A 14,192-nucleotide genomic window follows, 5' to 3' on the forward strand; every position below is an offset into this window, starting at 1 on the left:
GATTCCTCCGGCCAGCCGGAACCGCTGTGCGGTGGCAAGTCGCCTACCGCACAGCGGATCCGGCTGGCCAATGTACGAGGGTGGACGGGGCTACTTTCCGCGCCGCGCGCGGAGTTCCGTTCGTAGATCACCCAATGTGCGACCGTCGGATGCGCGCCGAAACGCGCTCCAGCCGTTTTGGTGGTTGCCACCCAGGGCGGTGGTGGCACCGCACGGATTGGCGAACACCCGGCCGTCGGCGAGGATGAGGGTGCCGTCGACCCGGACGCGGGCAGTGTGTCGGACACCGAGGTTACGGCGGTTCCAGACCAGTTCCTCGCCCGCCGTGACCAGTCCGGCGTCCAGCAGTTCGGCGATGCCGCCGCGCGCCCACTTGATCAACGGCGGCGAAGTCGACGGCGGCGGGCTCTCCGACCAGATCGCCGCCTCGGTGGCGTCGCCGTACAGGCCCATCACGGCGGCTGCAGTCGGCGCGACAAGACTCGGCCAGTCATCATCGATCCCGCGCCACTGGCCAACCACTTGCCAACGTCCCCGGTACGCCAACAGCATCTCGACATCGGTGGCGTGGTCGCGGGGCAACGGGTACGTGGGATCGGCCGGGTGGGTCAGGCGCACCACGAGATCGCCGTCGTACAAGCTGTCGGCAGGGGGCTTTCCGGCTACCCAGGTGCCCGCGAACAACGCCACCTCGCCCACGCGGTCGGGGTCGGCGTCGCTGATGATGTCGACCGCCGTCACGAGCATCGCCCACACGTCGTCCGGGCATCGCATAGGCGGCGAGTTGAACGCCGGGGCGAGGATCATCGTGTCCGGCGCAAATCCTTCCCACGCCCGCATAGCCGCCTCGTCGTGCGGCTGTGACGGCCCGGCGGTCGCGGTGGTGCCATCGGGTGGGGGTACCGGTTGTGGCGCGCCCACGGCCGTGTCGGGGGCCAGTTCGGGTGGTTCGTGGATGTCGCGGTCGGTCGTCATTGTCCATGCGCCCCTTCGGTTTCCGGGTGTGGTTGGCCGGGTGGCTGACGTGTATGGACGCTTCGTGATCGCGTGATTGTCAACGGGCATGTGTGCCGTGGGTGCGAAGTGGACCCGTGTGGCGCAACGATTCCCCGGTCCGCGCCACCATCCACACGAGACAGACGTCTTGTTTGTCGAACCCGCTTGACTTCATGGGCCGAAGGAAGCGTCCATAGTCGTGTAGCCCGAACACACCGGCAGCGCACCGGGGGCCACACCTGCTCCGGCCGGGGCATGACCACCCACCACCGATCACGAACGCGAATCGAGGGATGTCATGTCCAGCAAGACCCGCACCCGCAAAACCCGCACCACCGCCAGCACGACCGCACCCGCCCCGACGGTGCGGTCGGTTCCCGAGCAGACCGTCGCCGCGAAGGTCCGCACGGACACCGAAGACAAGCTGTGGGAGGCGTTGCACGCCGCCCCGAACAGCACCGCCGCCGACCTGTCCGTGGCGGCGAAGATCGGGAAGTCGACCGCGCAGAAGATCCTCGTCAAGTGGGCGAACGACGGCAGCGTCACGCGCACCGCCGGAATCGCCGAGGGTGGTCGGCGCGCCGCTGACCTGTGGGCGATCACCGAAGTCGACACAGCCCAGACTGACCCGGCTCCGGTGGACGCCGCTGCGGCGGCAGAGGATGCCGACACGAAGGACGCCACGGACACCGAACCGAAGGTCCCGGCCGTCGTTTCGGTCGTCCCGGACGCGTCCGCCACCGACGACGCCACGGACGGCGCGGGTGACCCCGTCGAGCCGAGGGACACCACACCGACCGAGACCGCAGACGAGGACGCGCAGGACCCGGTCGAGACCGAAGCGGCCGACCTCGTGAAGGCGGAGCCTGTCGTCGCCGAGGTGAGCGAGCCCGCCGCCGACGGCGCGGCGACCGACGTCGACAAGTCGACGGAGGATGGTGCGGACGCGACGAGCGAGAAGAAGGCACGGTTGGCACCCGGTGGGTTGCGCGGGATGGTGGAGGACTACCTGCGTGAGCACCCCGGCGAGGAGTTCGGTCCCACCGCGATCGCGAACGCGTTGGGCGGGAAGTCGTCGGGCGCGGTGAGTAACGCGCTGGACAAGCTGGTCGAGGGCGGCGTGGCGGCGAAGACGCAGGACAAGCCGAGGCGCTTCGCGCTTGCCCCGTCCGAGCAGGAGGCTGCCCCCGCACCGACGAAATAGCACCCCGACGACATGGCGAATGTGGTTGTGTCCCAACGGAATCCCCGTTGGGACACAGCCACATTCGCGTCCGTCCGCTATCCGGTCGGCAGGTCTCCGGGATACGGGGACGGCGCGTGTGCCTGGTCGGCGAGATGCGCCCACCAGGAACCGGTGTCCTGGGCTGACACGGCAACCCCGAGCGCGGTCAGCACCCGCAGCACGTAGACCTCGATGAACGAGATCTGGTTGCGCACAACCTCGTGCGTTGCCGCGAAGTCGCCCGCGTCGAGGGCGTCGCTGAATGCTTGGTTGGCGGCGCGGTTGTCGCGGTCGGCCTCGCACAACGCCGTCAGGACGGCATCGGCAGCGACGGTGTGCCCGGCTTCAGCGGCCCAGGTGACGGCGGCCTCGGCGATCGCGGTCATCGCCCTGGTGTCGGCTACAGCTGCCCGGCCCGCGCTGTCGGCGGGGGCGTTAAGCACCGTGATCCACCGGTGCCCGCCGGGGCTGTCGGCCAGCAGCAGCGCGGTGTCGCTGTCGCCGACGACCGCGATCAGCACGGGCGCGGCCGTAGCCGCGACCAGTGCGGCGGCCCAGCCGGGTACGTCCGGGAAGTCTCCGTGCACGGCGGCGAGTTGCCAGTGGTCGTCGTGTCGGCCGACGAGCTCCGCTTCGTGCGGGGCCAGCAGGTCCATGTCGAGCAGTGAGTCCGGGGTGCGGGCGAGGATGAGCGAGCCGGTGAAACCCATGATCGGAACCTTGTCGTTCGGTGGTCAGCGCGGTGGCCACGGGTGCGGTTGGTGGGTGCGGTGGGCGGTGACGGCCTGCGCGGCGACGTCGGCGGCGGACTCCAGCAGCTCGCGGGCGTGGTCAGGGTTGTTGCCCTCGGCGTAGCGGTCGGCGTCGAGTACGAACCGCAGCGCGGTCACCACGCGCTCGTGGGCGAACGGCGCGGCGGCAGGAAGCACATGTAGGCCACGAGCCGGGCCGGGCCGCAGCAAGCTGTGCAGGATCTCGCGGACCGCCGGGGCGGCGAGGTCGGCCAGAGGCCACCGCCGGCCCAGCACGTACTCCGCGGCGCCAGCCACGGCGAGGGCGACCTCGCCGCGGTGCGCGAGGTAGGCCGGCGGCACGGGCGGCAAGGTGGCTCTGATCGGGATCGGCAGGCCCCGGAAGCCGGTCCAGGTGAACGTCGCGGTCTTCGGCGTGGTGTCGCCGAGGACGGGTAGATCGGCGTCCGGACCGGACGCGGCCCCGGCACCGCCGTCTGGGCGGCGGGGGTCGGGCCGGAACCACGGACCGCCGTGCGCGGACACTCTCACCTTTCCATCGGCGAAGGCGTGGGCGTACCAGCCGCTGCTGGTAGTGGCCAGCCACGGCCAGCCCGCCTGCCCAGCCGGGCCGGGTACGACGACGAAACCGACCTCGACGGCCCGCAGGCGCGTCAGCAGCGCGGCAACGGCCCCCTCGTATGTGCCCAGGTCGGCGGCGGAGAGCACCTCGGCCGTGGCGACGTCGCCCGCCGCGCCGAGCCGAGCCAGTTCGACCGGGCCGCCGACATCGGGCAGTGAGCCCAGCCAGCGGGCATTCGGCCCGGTGCCGACGTAGAAGTCGGTGTGCTCACGGGTCATGCTTCGGATACCTCCTCCGGGCGGATAGGCGGCCGAGGTCAGCCTGGCTTCACCCAGGTGCACCGTGCGGGATCCCAGGTCGCCTCGGTGTAGAGCCGGTTGAGGTCGGGAAGCCCAGGGCCGATCATCCAGCCGAGTTCCTCGCAGTCGAGCTGACCGGGCCACCACCCGGTCCAGACGTCTCGCCCGCAGTCGTGGTCGAGGTCGCACATCAGCCGCTGCAGCCCGGTCACCAGGCAACGCGCGACGTCACACCCGCCGTCGTACTCGTCGTATTCGTGTGGCTCGCCGACGGCGACAGCGCAGTCCGGGCAGTCCGGCTGGAAGTCCAGGAGACGGAACTGTTTGCCCTGCGCACTTTCGTTGTTGTCGTTCATCGCGTTCCTCGTGTCCGTCCGAGAAGTTCGTTCCACGCAGAGGATTCCCAGCCCGCGCTCGACACCTTCACATCGCGATAGGCGGGACTTTCCTTTGCCAGTGCGTAGTCGATGACGAGCGAGGCTCCACAGGTCAACACTTCGGCGAACCGCAAGTGCATCGACGCGCAATCCATGACTCGCCGGTATTCGTCCGGGTCTGCCTTAGAGAGTTGCTGTGCTTTTGCAAACTCCGCTTCGGCGGCGGCGTAATGTTCGGCGGCGGACATGGACTGCACCGCGATGGGTGTTTCTGTTGAGACGGCCTCCGGCATCGTGAACTCCCGCTGTGCTCGTAGGGATGGGATCGGTTACGTTCGGTCTTACTGCGACACTCGCTGTTGGACACGCAGCCACGCGCGCCCGGTCGTGATCCACACTCGACCGTGGGCGAACGTGAACACCCAGTCCGTGTCGCGGCTGTCCGGCCACAACCACGGCCAGCCGTTGCGCTGGTGGCAGCCGTGGCCGTGGTCTTCGTCGGCCCAGACGTCGAGCAGGTCGGTCACGGCGTCGGCGTAGGTGAGCGGGTCGGTCGCGTCCAGCAGCAGCCGTCCACATGCGACGCCGCGCACCGTGGCGGGGTCGGCGTCGCCTTGGAGTGAGCCGAGCCAGACGGCGTGCGGTCCGCGCCCGTCGTAGAAGTCGGCGGTGGTGGTCACCGGTCACACCTTCGGCGGGCGGGTCGCGTCGCGGAGCCGCTGTTCGACCTCGAAGCTGTCGCGGGAGGTGAGAATGGTGGTCAGCACGATGACGGCGGCACCTTCGGAGACCGGGTTCACCGGTTGGCCGTCGAGGGTGAGGGGAACGCCGAGGGCGGTCACGATGTGCCAGTCGGACTGGCGGACGCGGTCGGCGCAGTAGTAGCTGCCGACGAGGGCACCGTCGCGGGTGACGGTGCCGTACAAGGTTTGTTGCGCGTCGGCGGGGTCGGCGACGATCGCGGTCACCTCGCAGCCGTTCTCCGTGAAGCGACGGATGACGGTCTCGGGAACTTCGTAGGCTGTCATGGTTGATCTCCTGTGGTGTGAGGCGTTTCTATATCCGGCTCGGAAGGTCGAAGTGGCATTCGTCGTCGCAGTCCTGACCGCCTTTGGTTGCCACGAAAGGGCATTCGTCACGGTGGGCTTTGGTGAAGGTGACGCTGCCGTCGGGGTGCTCGAAGATGTGCAGCGTTCCGCCGTTGTCGGTTGCCCACGTGATGTCGTTCGGGTCGATGCGGCATTCGGCGTTGTAGCCGCTGCTGGCGGCCAGCAACGCACTCACCGCGCGGTAGAGGTGGGGTGACAACGTCACGGTGGGCGGCGGTGCGGCGAGAATCTCGGCGGCGCGATGGAGGAGCCGCTCGGCGAGCGGGCCGAGGACGGCGGCGGCGTCGACGTCGACGCTCGGGGGTGGGGTGTCGTGCCACCAGTTGTTGAGGTCGTCGGCGGCGAGGGTGGACCAGTCCGCCTGGTCGGTGAGCACCTCGGCGACGGCACCGCTGTGGTTGAGATAGACGCCGCGCTCGAGGCGGGCGCGGACGGTGCGCCCGGCGATCTCGACGACGCGGGTGTAGTGGTAGCGGGTCGAGGTGGCTCCGGCGTCCTGGTCGCGTTCGATGGTTGAGGCGGTCATGGCGGTCTCCGTCGTGTCGGTGGGTTTGTCTGGGGTTCAGCGGGTGGCGAGTGCGGTGCGCAGTTCGGACAGCGGGCGGTCGTCGCGGGCACGTCGCCAGAGGTGCCAGCCGTTGACGGTGTAGCCCGCGAGGCTGGTGGCCAGCGCGGTGACGGTGGAGACGGCGAACTCGTGCGGTCCGCCGTCGTGGAGAACTCCGCCTTCCCGGACGGTGGCGGTGTGCCCGTTCCACACCAGCTGCTCGCCCACCTCGACCAGTCCGGCCTCGATCAGCTCGGCGAGGGCATCCGGTGCGCGAGGCGCCGGCGAGGCCGCGGACTCGCCGGCGAGGCGAGCGGAGAGAACGCCTGGGGGCAAGGCGGCGGCGATCGGCCCGGCCAGCGTCGCCCACTGGGCGGCGTTGAAGGCGGCGTCGGCGAGGTGGCGCATCTGCCACAGCACCGACGGGGCGGCCTCGTGTGGCCAGCGCGCCCCGATCGACCGTGTCCAGGTGCGGATCGTGCGCCATTCGCCCTCATCGGCGGCGAGGACGACGACGTCGGCCCGTGCCGGGTCGTCGCCGTTGTGCGGAGGGCTGGCGTAGGGAGGCTGCAGGCGCACCACGACATCCCCGGTGTGAAGGTGCGCGGGTGGTCGCGTAGGCAGCCACACCCCCGCCAACAGGTCGGCTGTGTCGGTGCGGGCGGGGTCCGGGGCGGCGTCGGTGGTCCGTACCGCCACCACGACCAGCCCCCACGCCCCGGCGGGCGGACGCAGTGGGACGGCGGGAGGCGGGGCCGGAACGAGTAGCACCGTCTCGGGCGGGAAGGGGTGGTTGGTCGGTGAGGTGGTGCCGAGGTTGTTGCTGGCCATCACGAAGTCCTCCCGGCGTGCGGGCGGGTTGTGGGGGCTGTTGAACTGCTCACGGCGGGTAAGCCGAGCGCGCAGCCCGGTTGGTGGAGCTCCTCGTCGCGGGCCTCGTCGGCGACATGGAGGTCGCCGTCGGGGTCGAGGTACTCGCCGAGGTCGCCCAGCGTGGCCACGCGGGTGACGGGGACCTCGTTCTCGCAGCCGGGGCAGCGGTCGAGGAGCAGCCACCCGTCACCGGGGCTGGTGAAGTCCGGGATGAACCGCCACGCGCGCCCGGTCACCGGGTCGGTGACGGTGATCAGGTCGCCGGGAACCGGTCCGGTGCGGGTGCGGTACTGGCGGTGCGGGTCGTCGGTGACGCGTACGCCGTCCACACCGACCTGCAGCGCGGCGGCGACGGTGCGGGCAACACGGGCGCGGCGTGCCCACCGGTTCCACTGGTCGGAGTCGTCGTGGCGGTGGTGGAATCCGTCGGGGTCGGCGGCGCGGTGGGCGTGTGCGGCGTGCACGGCACGCTCGGCCAGTGCGGCGGCGATTCCGGGCGCGGTGGTGGTCATCACGACCACCCCAGGGCGTTGGCGGCGAGTGCAGGCAGGTACCCGACCTGTCCGCCCGCGCCGAGCCACACCACGGGCGGGTCGGTGCGCGTGGGACCTTCGTACTCGGCGTCGTCCGGGGTGCACGCGACCCGCGCGAGAAGGTTCTCCAGCGGGTAGCCGGGCTGCGTGGCGAGTCGCACCGGGGTGGCCGGGTCGTACTGGTGAAGGGCGGCGATCAGTTCGCCCACGGTCGCGATGTCGGTGTCGGTCATCGAAAGTCATCTCCGGGTCAGGTTGGGCGGCGGATGCCGCGCCGATGGGTTGTGGACGGCGGGCGGGGGTCGGCTACAGCTCGACGAGGTCATCGGCGGGCGTGATGCCGCGAACGCCGAGCGTCTCTGCCAGCGTGTTCAGACCGGTGACGGCGGGTCCGGTGTAGTCGCCCCCGCAACCAATTTCTTCGCCCGCTTCCTCGTCGAGGCACTCGACGGCGGCGAGGAACACCTCCCGGAGTTGGTTCAGGGTCAGCTGCGGCATCCGGTCGGCGATCCGGTTGGCGGCGTTGGTGATCATGTGAGGTCTCCTCTGTGGACGGATGGCGGGCTATGGGTTCCGGGTTGTGGGTGTCAGCGGGTGGCACGCAGGGCAGCGGTGGCGGCGCGGCCAATGGCCTGCGCGGTGGTGGTGGGGTCGGTCATCACGTGCACGGTCGCCCCGGTCATCGGCTTGCGCCCAGGGACGTCCGGGGCGATCCACAACACGGCGCAACCGGTGGCACGCAACCGATCGAGAAGCTGCTGCCCGTTGCGGCGGGGTCCGTCGCGGAACTTGCCGTCGGACACGATGACCAGCAACCGCGCGGCACCGGGGCGCGACAGTCCGAGCGCGCCGTCGAGGGCGTCGATCGCGGTGTCGACGGCTTCCCAGTTGTCGCGGGTGGCGAAGTCGGTCACGGCGGCGGGTGCCTTGCCGGGGCGGGTGATCGGGCGGACGTGGTGCCCGAAGATCACGGTGGCGGTGTCGGCGGGCACCGGACTCTGTGCGGCGGCGTTGGCCAGAATCCACGCGGTCGAGGCGACCGGTTTCGCGAAGCTGCCCATGGAACCGGACACGTCGCACGCGATGCCCAGCCGTAGCGGCGGGGTCGGTACCGGGGTGCGGGTGGTGCGGGTGAACGGTTCGGCGGTCGGCATCGCCCCGGCGGCCAGTTGTGCCTCGCGTGCCAGTGCCCCGCGCATCCGAAGGCGTCCCGGCGGAATCGGCGAGGTCGTCTTGGTCGCTACCCGGTCACGGACTCCGGCGGTGGTCAGCGCGCGCCCGAGTACCCGCGCGGCGGTGCGTTCGCCCGTGGTCGGCGGGCGGGTGCCGATCGTTTCGGTGCGCCCGTCACGGGGACCACCAACCGTGAACACGGTGCGGGCGGCGTCATCGGCCTTCTTCGCGGCGGCGTCGGCGGCGGCCTTCTCGCGGGCGGCGATCTCGGCGGGGTCCTCGGGCAGCTTCGCCCGTGCTACCGCGCGTGCCACCTTGCCCAATGCCTTGCCGATCGCGTCTGCCAGTGGGGACGGCGACGGGGTGCCGGACGGGTCGGGGGTGGCGGACGGGTCGGCGAGGTGCGGCGGTGTGGTGTCGGGGTCGGGTCCGATGATCTCGCACCACTGGCGGCCGAGTTCGATCATGGCGGCGGTGTCGTCGTCGGCGGTGCGGAATGCCTTGCGCCACAACGCCCGCAGCTTCCCGAGTTTCTCCGCGCCGAGCACGTCTTCCACGGCGCGCGCGACGGGGGCGGTTTCGGCGCGGGTGAGGATGCCGCCGTCGGTGCGTCCCAGGAACAGGGCGGCGGTGTGGGCGGCGTGGCGCGGGGTCATTTTCGGAGCGAAGGCGGGGTCGTTGAGTTTCATGCCGCCCGTGACGATGGTTTTCACGCACGCGCGCAACCAGTGGCGGTCGTCGGGGCGGCGGTGAATCTGTGCCCGTTCGATCCGGGGCTCTTCCAGCAGCAGCGCGGCGTCCACCGCGCCGGGGTCAGCGTCCTTGGGCACGTCGGCGAGCCACCGGGTGTGTTTGCTGTGTGCGCATTCGTGGGTCAGCGCGCCCCACGTGGGGGCGTAGCGTTTCCGGTCGCTGATCCGGTGCGGTTTGGCGGTGGCGGGGTCGACCGGGTGCAGGTGCGTACCGTCGACTTCGATCATGGCGGTGGCGGGCAGGAAACACGCCGGGGCACCGTGTCCGGCACCGGGCGCGATGGTGACCAGGAGGTCGTCGCGGTCGGCGATCGCGGGGACTTCGGCGGTCAGCGCGGCGGAGAGCGCGTCCCATCCGGGGGCGGCGGGGAACACGGCCGACGCGGTGGCGGCGGGGTCGGCGATCATGTGCGCGGTCATCGCGTGTGTCCTTTCCGGACGGTTCGGGCGGGTGGCGATTGGTCAGATACGGGCACCGAGTGCCAACGGGGCAACGGTTTTACCGAAAGCGATCTTGACGGCGGTGGCCACGATGTCGCGGTCCTCTTCCGGGGCGGTGCCGATCAGGTTCCCGGCGGCGGCGTCGGTGCCCAACACATCGGCGATCTTCTGGAATGCCAGCAGTTCGCGGAGTTGGGGTGCCCACCGGATCTCGCCGCCCGCCTGTCGGGTCGACAGGTTGCGCGCCACGGACACGGCGCGGGTGTCGATCTTGAGTTGTGTGGCGAGGTCGTAGTCGGTGGACACCTGGATCTGCACGGAAAACCGCGACGCCAACGCATCCGACAGCACCGCGCCGTGCACGCCGGGGTTGTGTCCGGCCACGACGTAGAAACCGGGGGCGGCGTCGATGACTTCGCCGCCGTTGGCCTTGATCATGATTTGGCGGCGGCCGTCCATCGCGGGGTAGACCACGGCGAGCACGGTCGGCGGTATGAGCGTGGCGTCGTCGATGAACAGGGTCCGGCCTTCGCGCATCGCGCGGACTAGCGGACCGTGCACGAACACGAATTTGCCGTCCGGGGTCTGGGTGTACTCGCCCACGATGTCGGCGACCGTGGTGTCGCCGTCACCCTGAACCGTGACCAGGTCACCGAAAGCGGCCTCGACGACCGAGGTCTTCCCGGTTCCGGGTGGTCCGTACATCAGGGCGGCGACCCCGGCATCACGCAACTTCTGCAGCGCGGTCACGTCCGGCAGTCCGGACAGCTTGCGCGGGTGGTAGAGCTGCCCGTTCGGGCGCGTTACCGGACCGGTCACGGCCGGAGTCGCCGGGGCGGCGGCGGGTGTGGTCGTGGGTGGCGGTGTCGTCGGGCGGGGTGTGCGGGGGCGGCGGGGTGTGCCGGACGGGACCGCCACGGGCGCGGCGGCGGCGTCGGCGGTGGTCGGGGTTGAGCGGTAGCGGACCGGTTTGGTCGAGGTTTGTTCGGCGTAGCCCCCGGCGGTCAGCGCGGCGAGTGCGTTGCCGATCGCGCCCGATGACTTCCCGCCAAGTGTGGCGGCGATGTTGCGCGGGGTCAGTTCGGTGCCCGCCTGATCGGTGAGGACTTGCGCCACCTGTCGGCGGAGTTCGCCGTTGGGCAACCGTCCGCCCGCCGGGGCGGTGGTCGTCGTGCCGGATGCCGCCGGGGTGGCGGTTGTCGGCGTGGCTGGCGTGGTCATCGCGGGGTGGTCCTTTCGATCTAGTGCGGGCGGCGGCGGGAACGGTCAGACCGTGGCGGCGGTGGCGTCGGCGTCGATGACGTCGGGCGCGTTCTGGTGGGCTTCGGCGGCGGCGTCGGCCGATTCCTGGGTGTGGCCGTATTCGACCCACCCGCAGTAACAAAACGCGGTCACCGTGTTGTCGGTTTCGGTGGTGGTGTCGGCGTAACACATAATCGGCCCCATTCGTTGGACATAGCTCGCGCCGGGTGTGGTATTCGGTGTGGTTTCCGGTTCCCCCGGCGGTAATTCAATTATGACTCTGCCGCGCGCCGCGCGCAATAGAAATAGCCACCCATTTTCAAGACTCTTTTCGCGATGTTCGCCGCCGCCATTCCCGGCGAATAGAAAGCCGTCCGTACGGTCACAATTCCGGCCGTCAGTGCGTCGATTTCTGCAGGTCAGTGACCCGGACGCGCGCCGGCCACCGCGGACGGAAATGGTTCGGCGAGGCGCAGGGAATAGCGTCATTGAACAACAAGAAATAAAACAAACAAATAGGAAAGGAGAGTAAGGATGGACGTGAGATACATGAACAAGGTGACCGAGCGGCCAACATGGAAGCGACGACCACCCAGCCCGCCCCGATGTGTCTACCGGCTTGTGGACAAGCGAGTCTGGGATACCAGCGGATCCCCCGATAGTCCCCATGACCAGCGTCTTCGCAGGCCGCAGGGGGTGGTCCTCTAACCTGATCCCCCGTATGAACCCCATCATGATCCCCCGTATGAACCCCCAACGGAAGCCACTGTGCGTGTAGATGATCTCCGCAACGGCTACTCGGCGTGACATTCGGTCATAGTTCGCTTTGAGTAGGAATACGGTGGGCTGGTTCCACCGTTCGGCGTAACGTGGAGGGCTCCATCGCTACGACACGAGGAGGCCGAGACCGGCACGGTGGTCGTGCTGAGCAGGCACGACCGTTCGGGTGGCAGCCGCAGGGGGCGCGTCGCCGGATGAGGGGACGACGGGCGCGGCACACGGGCCGGGTCTGTGCACACGGGGAGGCGCTATGAAAGTGGGGGACGAGAGGTTCCTTCGGGGTTTGTACGACCTGAAGTACCTTTTCGGGGACAAGTGGGCACCGGCCATCCTGGTCACGCTCTCGGGTGGCCCCATGCGGCGAAAAGAGATTCTTTCCACGATTAGCTCGTATTCCATTGGTGAAGAATGGTCGGACAAACACGCCGTCCTGCACGATAGCATTCTGGCGCGCACATTGAAAAAGATGACCGAAGAAGGTCTTTTGACGCGCATCCGGTGCACAAAGACTTTTCCGGTCACGGTCACTTACGAGTTGAAGCCGGAAGTCTTGGAGTTCTTGACACAGGCTGAGACGCTCGTGGCCTGGGCTGATGAGCATCAGGAACTCATCGCGCAAGCTCAGGCATACAGCCGCAGAAATGGCGACGAGATAGGCACGCTGACCGGAGTTGCCGAGCTGGACGAAATCGGTCTCACCGATGACGAGGACGACGAATAGGCCGAGCTGGCACACACCCGCGTCGTCCGGGCCGGCATCGGCAGACCCGCGCGGCCGTGGTGGCGAAGCCTCAGCTGGCCGCGATGCGACCACGTTCGCCCTGGGCCTGTGCACTCGCGGCGCCAGCTGAGCCGTCCTCGTGGCGCTGCCCCAGCCGGGCGGCCAGCCCACGAGCCTGCGGGGTCGGCGCCGCGTCGACCTCGGCCAGCCGGGTGGTCAGCAAGGTCAGCGTCCGCGGGATGGCGTCCAGCTGCCCGAGGCGTTCCTGCAGCCGCATGATGTCGCGGTAGAGCAGCTCGTTGTGCGGATCGAAGGCCCGCGCGACCTCCAGCAGATCCAGGGTCTGCTGGGGATCGGAGTCCACCAGCGCGCGAGCCAGCGCCGCGACAGCGTCGATGGCGTCGCGGCGGATCGCCTCGCGTGCGGGCTCGATCCACTCGTTCGACATGCCCTCAGCCAGCGGTCCGCCGTAGCTGTTGACCACGTCCCGGTAGGCGTCGACACGCGCGGAGTCGGTGGCGGCGGCGCGGCGGGCGGCGACGGCGTGCGCGAAGCGCCGGTAGTCACTGCGAACGCTCGCGGGATCGAGCTGGTAGCGGCCGTTGCTGGCGGAGACGACGTCGGTCACCGTGCCGTTCGTGGCGGCGGCCAGCGCGCTGCGCATCCGCGACAGCGCCGTGTGCAGGGCGTTGGTCGGCCGCGCTGGGGGATCCTGGCCCCACAACGCCGAGACCAGCGTCTCTCGGGTCGCACCGTCAGGATGCAATGCGAGCAGCACCAGCAACTCCTTGGTCCGGGGTTGCAAGGTGCCGGTGATCTCGCGCGCATCGCCGGTGGCGCCAGGTTCGGGGTGCCAGTGCACGCGCAGGTCACCGAGCACGGTCACGGTGATCAGCGCTGGGCTGGTGTCCTGTTCACCACCACCACCGGTGGTGGTGGTCGGCGGCGTCTCGGCCACGGGCTCGGCGGGCTCACCGGTGGACACCGGTTCGTCGGTATCGCTCTCGTCGCGGTGCTCGGTCTCGTCGTCGGCCAGGCGCGCCGGGACCGATCGGCCGCTGGAGGCCGGTGGACGCAGCCGGACGCCGGGCGGCCGAACGTGGGCGGGGGCGAGGATCTCCAGCTCGGTATCCAGGGGTGCCGGTGCTGTGACCGCGGCCGTGACTTCCAGCTCGACCTCGCTCGCGTCCGAACCGCCGGTCTCGAGCAGGCCCAACGCGCCCGGCGAGGTCTGGTCGCTGCCGGCCGGGTGTGCCTTGACTATGCGAGGGCGCGTCGTTGGTGACGCGACAACGACATCGTCGTGAGCCACTGGCGGGTCCGGCTCGGCTTCGCGGAGCAGCGTCAGCAGCTCGGCGGTGTCGTCGTCGCCGAGGCGGAACATCCGGGTGCCGCGCAGGGCCTCGCCCAGACCGGGGCCGGTGGCCGAGATCGTGCCGTCCTGGCGGATGTAGCAGGTGACGCCGGGTTGCCACTGGCCCAGCAGCAGACCGGTGACGCCGAACGGCGCGCCGTTGTCCAAGACCGCCTGCAGACGCTGATGGTGTGCTGGTGGCCGTGCCACCAGCACCAGAGGCGGCCAGGTTCCCAGCACGGCCTCGGATTCACGGCTTGCCGAGGCACGCACCAGTGTCTCGGCCTCGACCGCGTCCAGTGCGTCGTCCAGGTCGGCGACGACCCGGACGGCCGAGGGCAGGTGATCCTGGGTTGCTCTGCGGCCGAGCACGGAGACCAGGTCGTGGGCGCGGGCCGATTAAAACACTCCCCCCCCCCCACGCCCCACGGGTTGGGGGGGGGTGTGTGGGGGGTA

The 14,192-nt window shown here is 69.7% G+C and carries 18 protein-coding genes; 2 read left to right on the plus strand and 16 right to left on the minus strand.

Features of this window, described 5'->3' with window-relative positions:
* Positions 1 to 90 precede the first annotated feature (90 nt).
* Positions 91 to 975 carry a restriction system modified-DNA reader domain-containing protein gene (locus ACFWMR_RS00970; protein WP_378375877.1) on the minus strand — a complete coding sequence of 295 codons (885 nt, stop codon included), beginning with the start codon at positions 973 to 975 and terminating at the stop codon, positions 91 to 93.
* Between the two features lie 319 nt (positions 976 to 1,294).
* Here ACFWMR_RS00970 and ACFWMR_RS00975 point away from each other — a divergent pair, with 319 nt between their 5' ends.
* Complete coding sequence (locus ACFWMR_RS00975) at positions 1,295 to 2,200, plus strand: MarR family transcriptional regulator (RefSeq protein ID WP_378375878.1); 906 nt, start codon at positions 1,295 to 1,297, stop codon at positions 2,198 to 2,200.
* Positions 2,201 to 2,277: 77 nt separating this feature from the next.
* On the opposite strand, the gene ACFWMR_RS00980 is transcribed toward ACFWMR_RS00975, so the two are convergent.
* The 14 genes from ACFWMR_RS00980 to ACFWMR_RS01045 form a co-directional block, all read right to left on the minus strand.
* On the minus strand, positions 2,278 to 2,931 hold the full coding sequence (locus ACFWMR_RS00980) for a hypothetical protein (RefSeq protein WP_378375880.1): 654 nt from the start codon (positions 2,929 to 2,931) through the stop codon (positions 2,278 to 2,280).
* A gap of 24 nt (positions 2,932 to 2,955) precedes the next feature.
* Positions 2,956 to 3,813, minus strand: coding sequence for a hypothetical protein (locus ACFWMR_RS00985; RefSeq protein ID WP_378375882.1), 858 nt, complete (start codon positions 3,811 to 3,813; stop codon positions 2,956 to 2,958).
* Positions 3,814 to 3,851: 38 nt separating this feature from the next.
* Positions 3,852 to 4,190: a hypothetical protein gene (locus tag ACFWMR_RS00990; protein WP_378375884.1), complete on the minus strand. Its 339-nt coding sequence runs from the start codon at positions 4,188 to 4,190 to the stop codon at positions 3,852 to 3,854.
* Positions 4,187 to 4,504 (minus strand): hypothetical protein, encoded by a 318-nt coding sequence (locus ACFWMR_RS00995; protein WP_378375885.1) that lies wholly within the window; start codon positions 4,502 to 4,504, stop codon positions 4,187 to 4,189. The genes ACFWMR_RS00990 and ACFWMR_RS00995 overlap by 4 nt, the downstream gene beginning before the upstream one ends.
* 48 nt (positions 4,505 to 4,552) lie before the next feature.
* Positions 4,553 to 4,891, minus strand: a complete 339-nt coding sequence (locus tag ACFWMR_RS01000) for a hypothetical protein (protein ID WP_378375887.1) — start codon at positions 4,889 to 4,891, stop codon at positions 4,553 to 4,555.
* A 3-nt stretch (positions 4,892 to 4,894) separates the two neighbouring features.
* Positions 4,895 to 5,239, minus strand: a complete 345-nt coding sequence (locus ACFWMR_RS01005; RefSeq protein ID WP_378375889.1) for a hypothetical protein — start codon at positions 5,237 to 5,239, stop codon at positions 4,895 to 4,897.
* A 28-nt stretch (positions 5,240 to 5,267) separates the two neighbouring features.
* Positions 5,268 to 5,846, minus strand: coding sequence for a hypothetical protein (locus tag ACFWMR_RS01010; RefSeq protein ID WP_378375890.1), 579 nt, complete (start codon positions 5,844 to 5,846; stop codon positions 5,268 to 5,270).
* Between the two features lie 36 nt (positions 5,847 to 5,882).
* Positions 5,883 to 6,698, minus strand: coding sequence for a restriction system modified-DNA reader domain-containing protein (locus tag ACFWMR_RS01015; RefSeq protein ID WP_378375892.1), 816 nt, complete (start codon positions 6,696 to 6,698; stop codon positions 5,883 to 5,885).
* Positions 6,698 to 7,252: a hypothetical protein gene (locus tag ACFWMR_RS01020; protein WP_378375894.1), complete on the minus strand. Its 555-nt coding sequence runs from the start codon at positions 7,250 to 7,252 to the stop codon at positions 6,698 to 6,700. Before ACFWMR_RS01020 ends, ACFWMR_RS01015 begins: the two co-directional genes overlap by 1 nt.
* The gene (locus ACFWMR_RS01025) at positions 7,252 to 7,506 is read right to left on the minus strand and encodes a hypothetical protein (RefSeq protein ID WP_378375896.1); all 255 of its coding nucleotides are present in this window, start codon (positions 7,504 to 7,506) and stop codon (positions 7,252 to 7,254) included. The genes ACFWMR_RS01020 and ACFWMR_RS01025 overlap by 1 nt, the downstream gene beginning before the upstream one ends.
* A 73-nt stretch (positions 7,507 to 7,579) precedes the next feature.
* Complete coding sequence (locus tag ACFWMR_RS01030) at positions 7,580 to 7,807, minus strand: hypothetical protein (protein ID WP_378375897.1); 228 nt, start codon at positions 7,805 to 7,807, stop codon at positions 7,580 to 7,582.
* Between the two features lie 53 nt (positions 7,808 to 7,860).
* Positions 7,861 to 9,618 carry a VWA domain-containing protein gene (locus tag ACFWMR_RS01035; protein ID WP_378375899.1) on the minus strand — a complete coding sequence of 586 codons (1,758 nt, stop codon included), beginning with the start codon at positions 9,616 to 9,618 and terminating at the stop codon, positions 7,861 to 7,863.
* Positions 9,619 to 9,660: 42 nt separating this feature from the next.
* Positions 9,661 to 10,860: an AAA family ATPase gene (locus tag ACFWMR_RS01040; RefSeq protein ID WP_378375900.1), complete on the minus strand. Its 1,200-nt coding sequence runs from the start codon at positions 10,858 to 10,860 to the stop codon at positions 9,661 to 9,663.
* A gap of 45 nt (positions 10,861 to 10,905) precedes the next feature.
* Complete coding sequence (locus ACFWMR_RS01045) at positions 10,906 to 11,085, minus strand: hypothetical protein (protein WP_378375902.1); 180 nt, start codon at positions 11,083 to 11,085, stop codon at positions 10,906 to 10,908.
* Between the two features lie 826 nt (positions 11,086 to 11,911).
* Between ACFWMR_RS01045 and ACFWMR_RS01050 the strand changes: the two genes are divergently transcribed.
* Positions 11,912 to 12,382: a winged helix-turn-helix transcriptional regulator gene (locus ACFWMR_RS01050; protein WP_378375904.1), complete on the plus strand. Its 471-nt coding sequence runs from the start codon at positions 11,912 to 11,914 to the stop codon at positions 12,380 to 12,382.
* A gap of 70 nt (positions 12,383 to 12,452) precedes the next feature.
* Here ACFWMR_RS01050 and ACFWMR_RS01055 read toward each other — a convergent pair whose 3' ends face one another.
* On the minus strand, positions 12,453 to 14,108 hold the full coding sequence (locus ACFWMR_RS01055) for an AfsR/SARP family transcriptional regulator (RefSeq protein ID WP_378375906.1): 1,656 nt from the start codon (positions 14,106 to 14,108) through the stop codon (positions 12,453 to 12,455).
* Between the last annotated feature and the right edge of the window lie 84 nt (positions 14,109 to 14,192).

The sequence above is a fragment of the Amycolatopsis thailandensis genome (assembly GCF_042723255.1).
GTDB classification, from domain to species: domain Bacteria; phylum Actinomycetota; class Actinomycetes; order Mycobacteriales; family Pseudonocardiaceae; genus Amycolatopsis; species Amycolatopsis thailandensis.

Bases quoted from the DNA above. Each gene is read 5' to 3' on its own strand.
- ACFWMR_RS00970 (WP_378375877.1), bottom strand. From the start codon at position 975: ATGACGACCGACCGCGACATCCACGAACCACCCGAACTGGCCCCCGAC.
- ACFWMR_RS00975 (WP_378375878.1), top strand. From the start codon at position 1,295: ATGTCCAGCAAGACCCGCACCCGCAAAACCCGCACCACCGCCAGCACG.
- ACFWMR_RS00980 (WP_378375880.1), bottom strand. From the start codon at position 2,931: ATGGGTTTCACCGGCTCGCTCATCCTCGCCCGCACCCCGGACTCACTG.
- ACFWMR_RS00985 (WP_378375882.1), bottom strand. From the start codon at position 3,813: ATGACCCGTGAGCACACCGACTTCTACGTCGGCACCGGGCCGAATGCC.
- ACFWMR_RS00990 (WP_378375884.1), bottom strand. From the start codon at position 4,190: ATGAACGACAACAACGAAAGTGCGCAGGGCAAACAGTTCCGTCTCCTG.
- ACFWMR_RS00995 (WP_378375885.1), bottom strand. From the start codon at position 4,504: ATGCCGGAGGCCGTCTCAACAGAAACACCCATCGCGGTGCAGTCCATG.
- ACFWMR_RS01005 (WP_378375889.1), bottom strand. From the start codon at position 5,239: ATGACAGCCTACGAAGTTCCCGAGACCGTCATCCGTCGCTTCACGGAG.
- ACFWMR_RS01010 (WP_378375890.1), bottom strand. From the start codon at position 5,846: ATGACCGCCTCAACCATCGAACGCGACCAGGACGCCGGAGCCACCTCG.
- ACFWMR_RS01015 (WP_378375892.1), bottom strand. From the start codon at position 6,698: ATGGCCAGCAACAACCTCGGCACCACCTCACCGACCAACCACCCCTTC.
- ACFWMR_RS01020 (WP_378375894.1), bottom strand. From the start codon at position 7,252: ATGACCACCACCGCGCCCGGAATCGCCGCCGCACTGGCCGAGCGTGCC.
- ACFWMR_RS01025 (WP_378375896.1), bottom strand. From the start codon at position 7,506: ATGACCGACACCGACATCGCGACCGTGGGCGAACTGATCGCCGCCCTT.
- ACFWMR_RS01030 (WP_378375897.1), bottom strand. From the start codon at position 7,807: ATGATCACCAACGCCGCCAACCGGATCGCCGACCGGATGCCGCAGCTG.
- ACFWMR_RS01035 (WP_378375899.1), bottom strand. From the start codon at position 9,618: ATGACCGCGCACATGATCGCCGACCCCGCCGCCACCGCGTCGGCCGTG.
- ACFWMR_RS01040 (WP_378375900.1), bottom strand. From the start codon at position 10,860: ATGACCACGCCAGCCACGCCGACAACCGCCACCCCGGCGGCATCCGGC.
- ACFWMR_RS01045 (WP_378375902.1), bottom strand. From the start codon at position 11,085: ATGGGGCCGATTATGTGTTACGCCGACACCACCACCGAAACCGACAAC.
- ACFWMR_RS01050 (WP_378375904.1), top strand. From the start codon at position 11,912: ATGAAAGTGGGGGACGAGAGGTTCCTTCGGGGTTTGTACGACCTGAAG.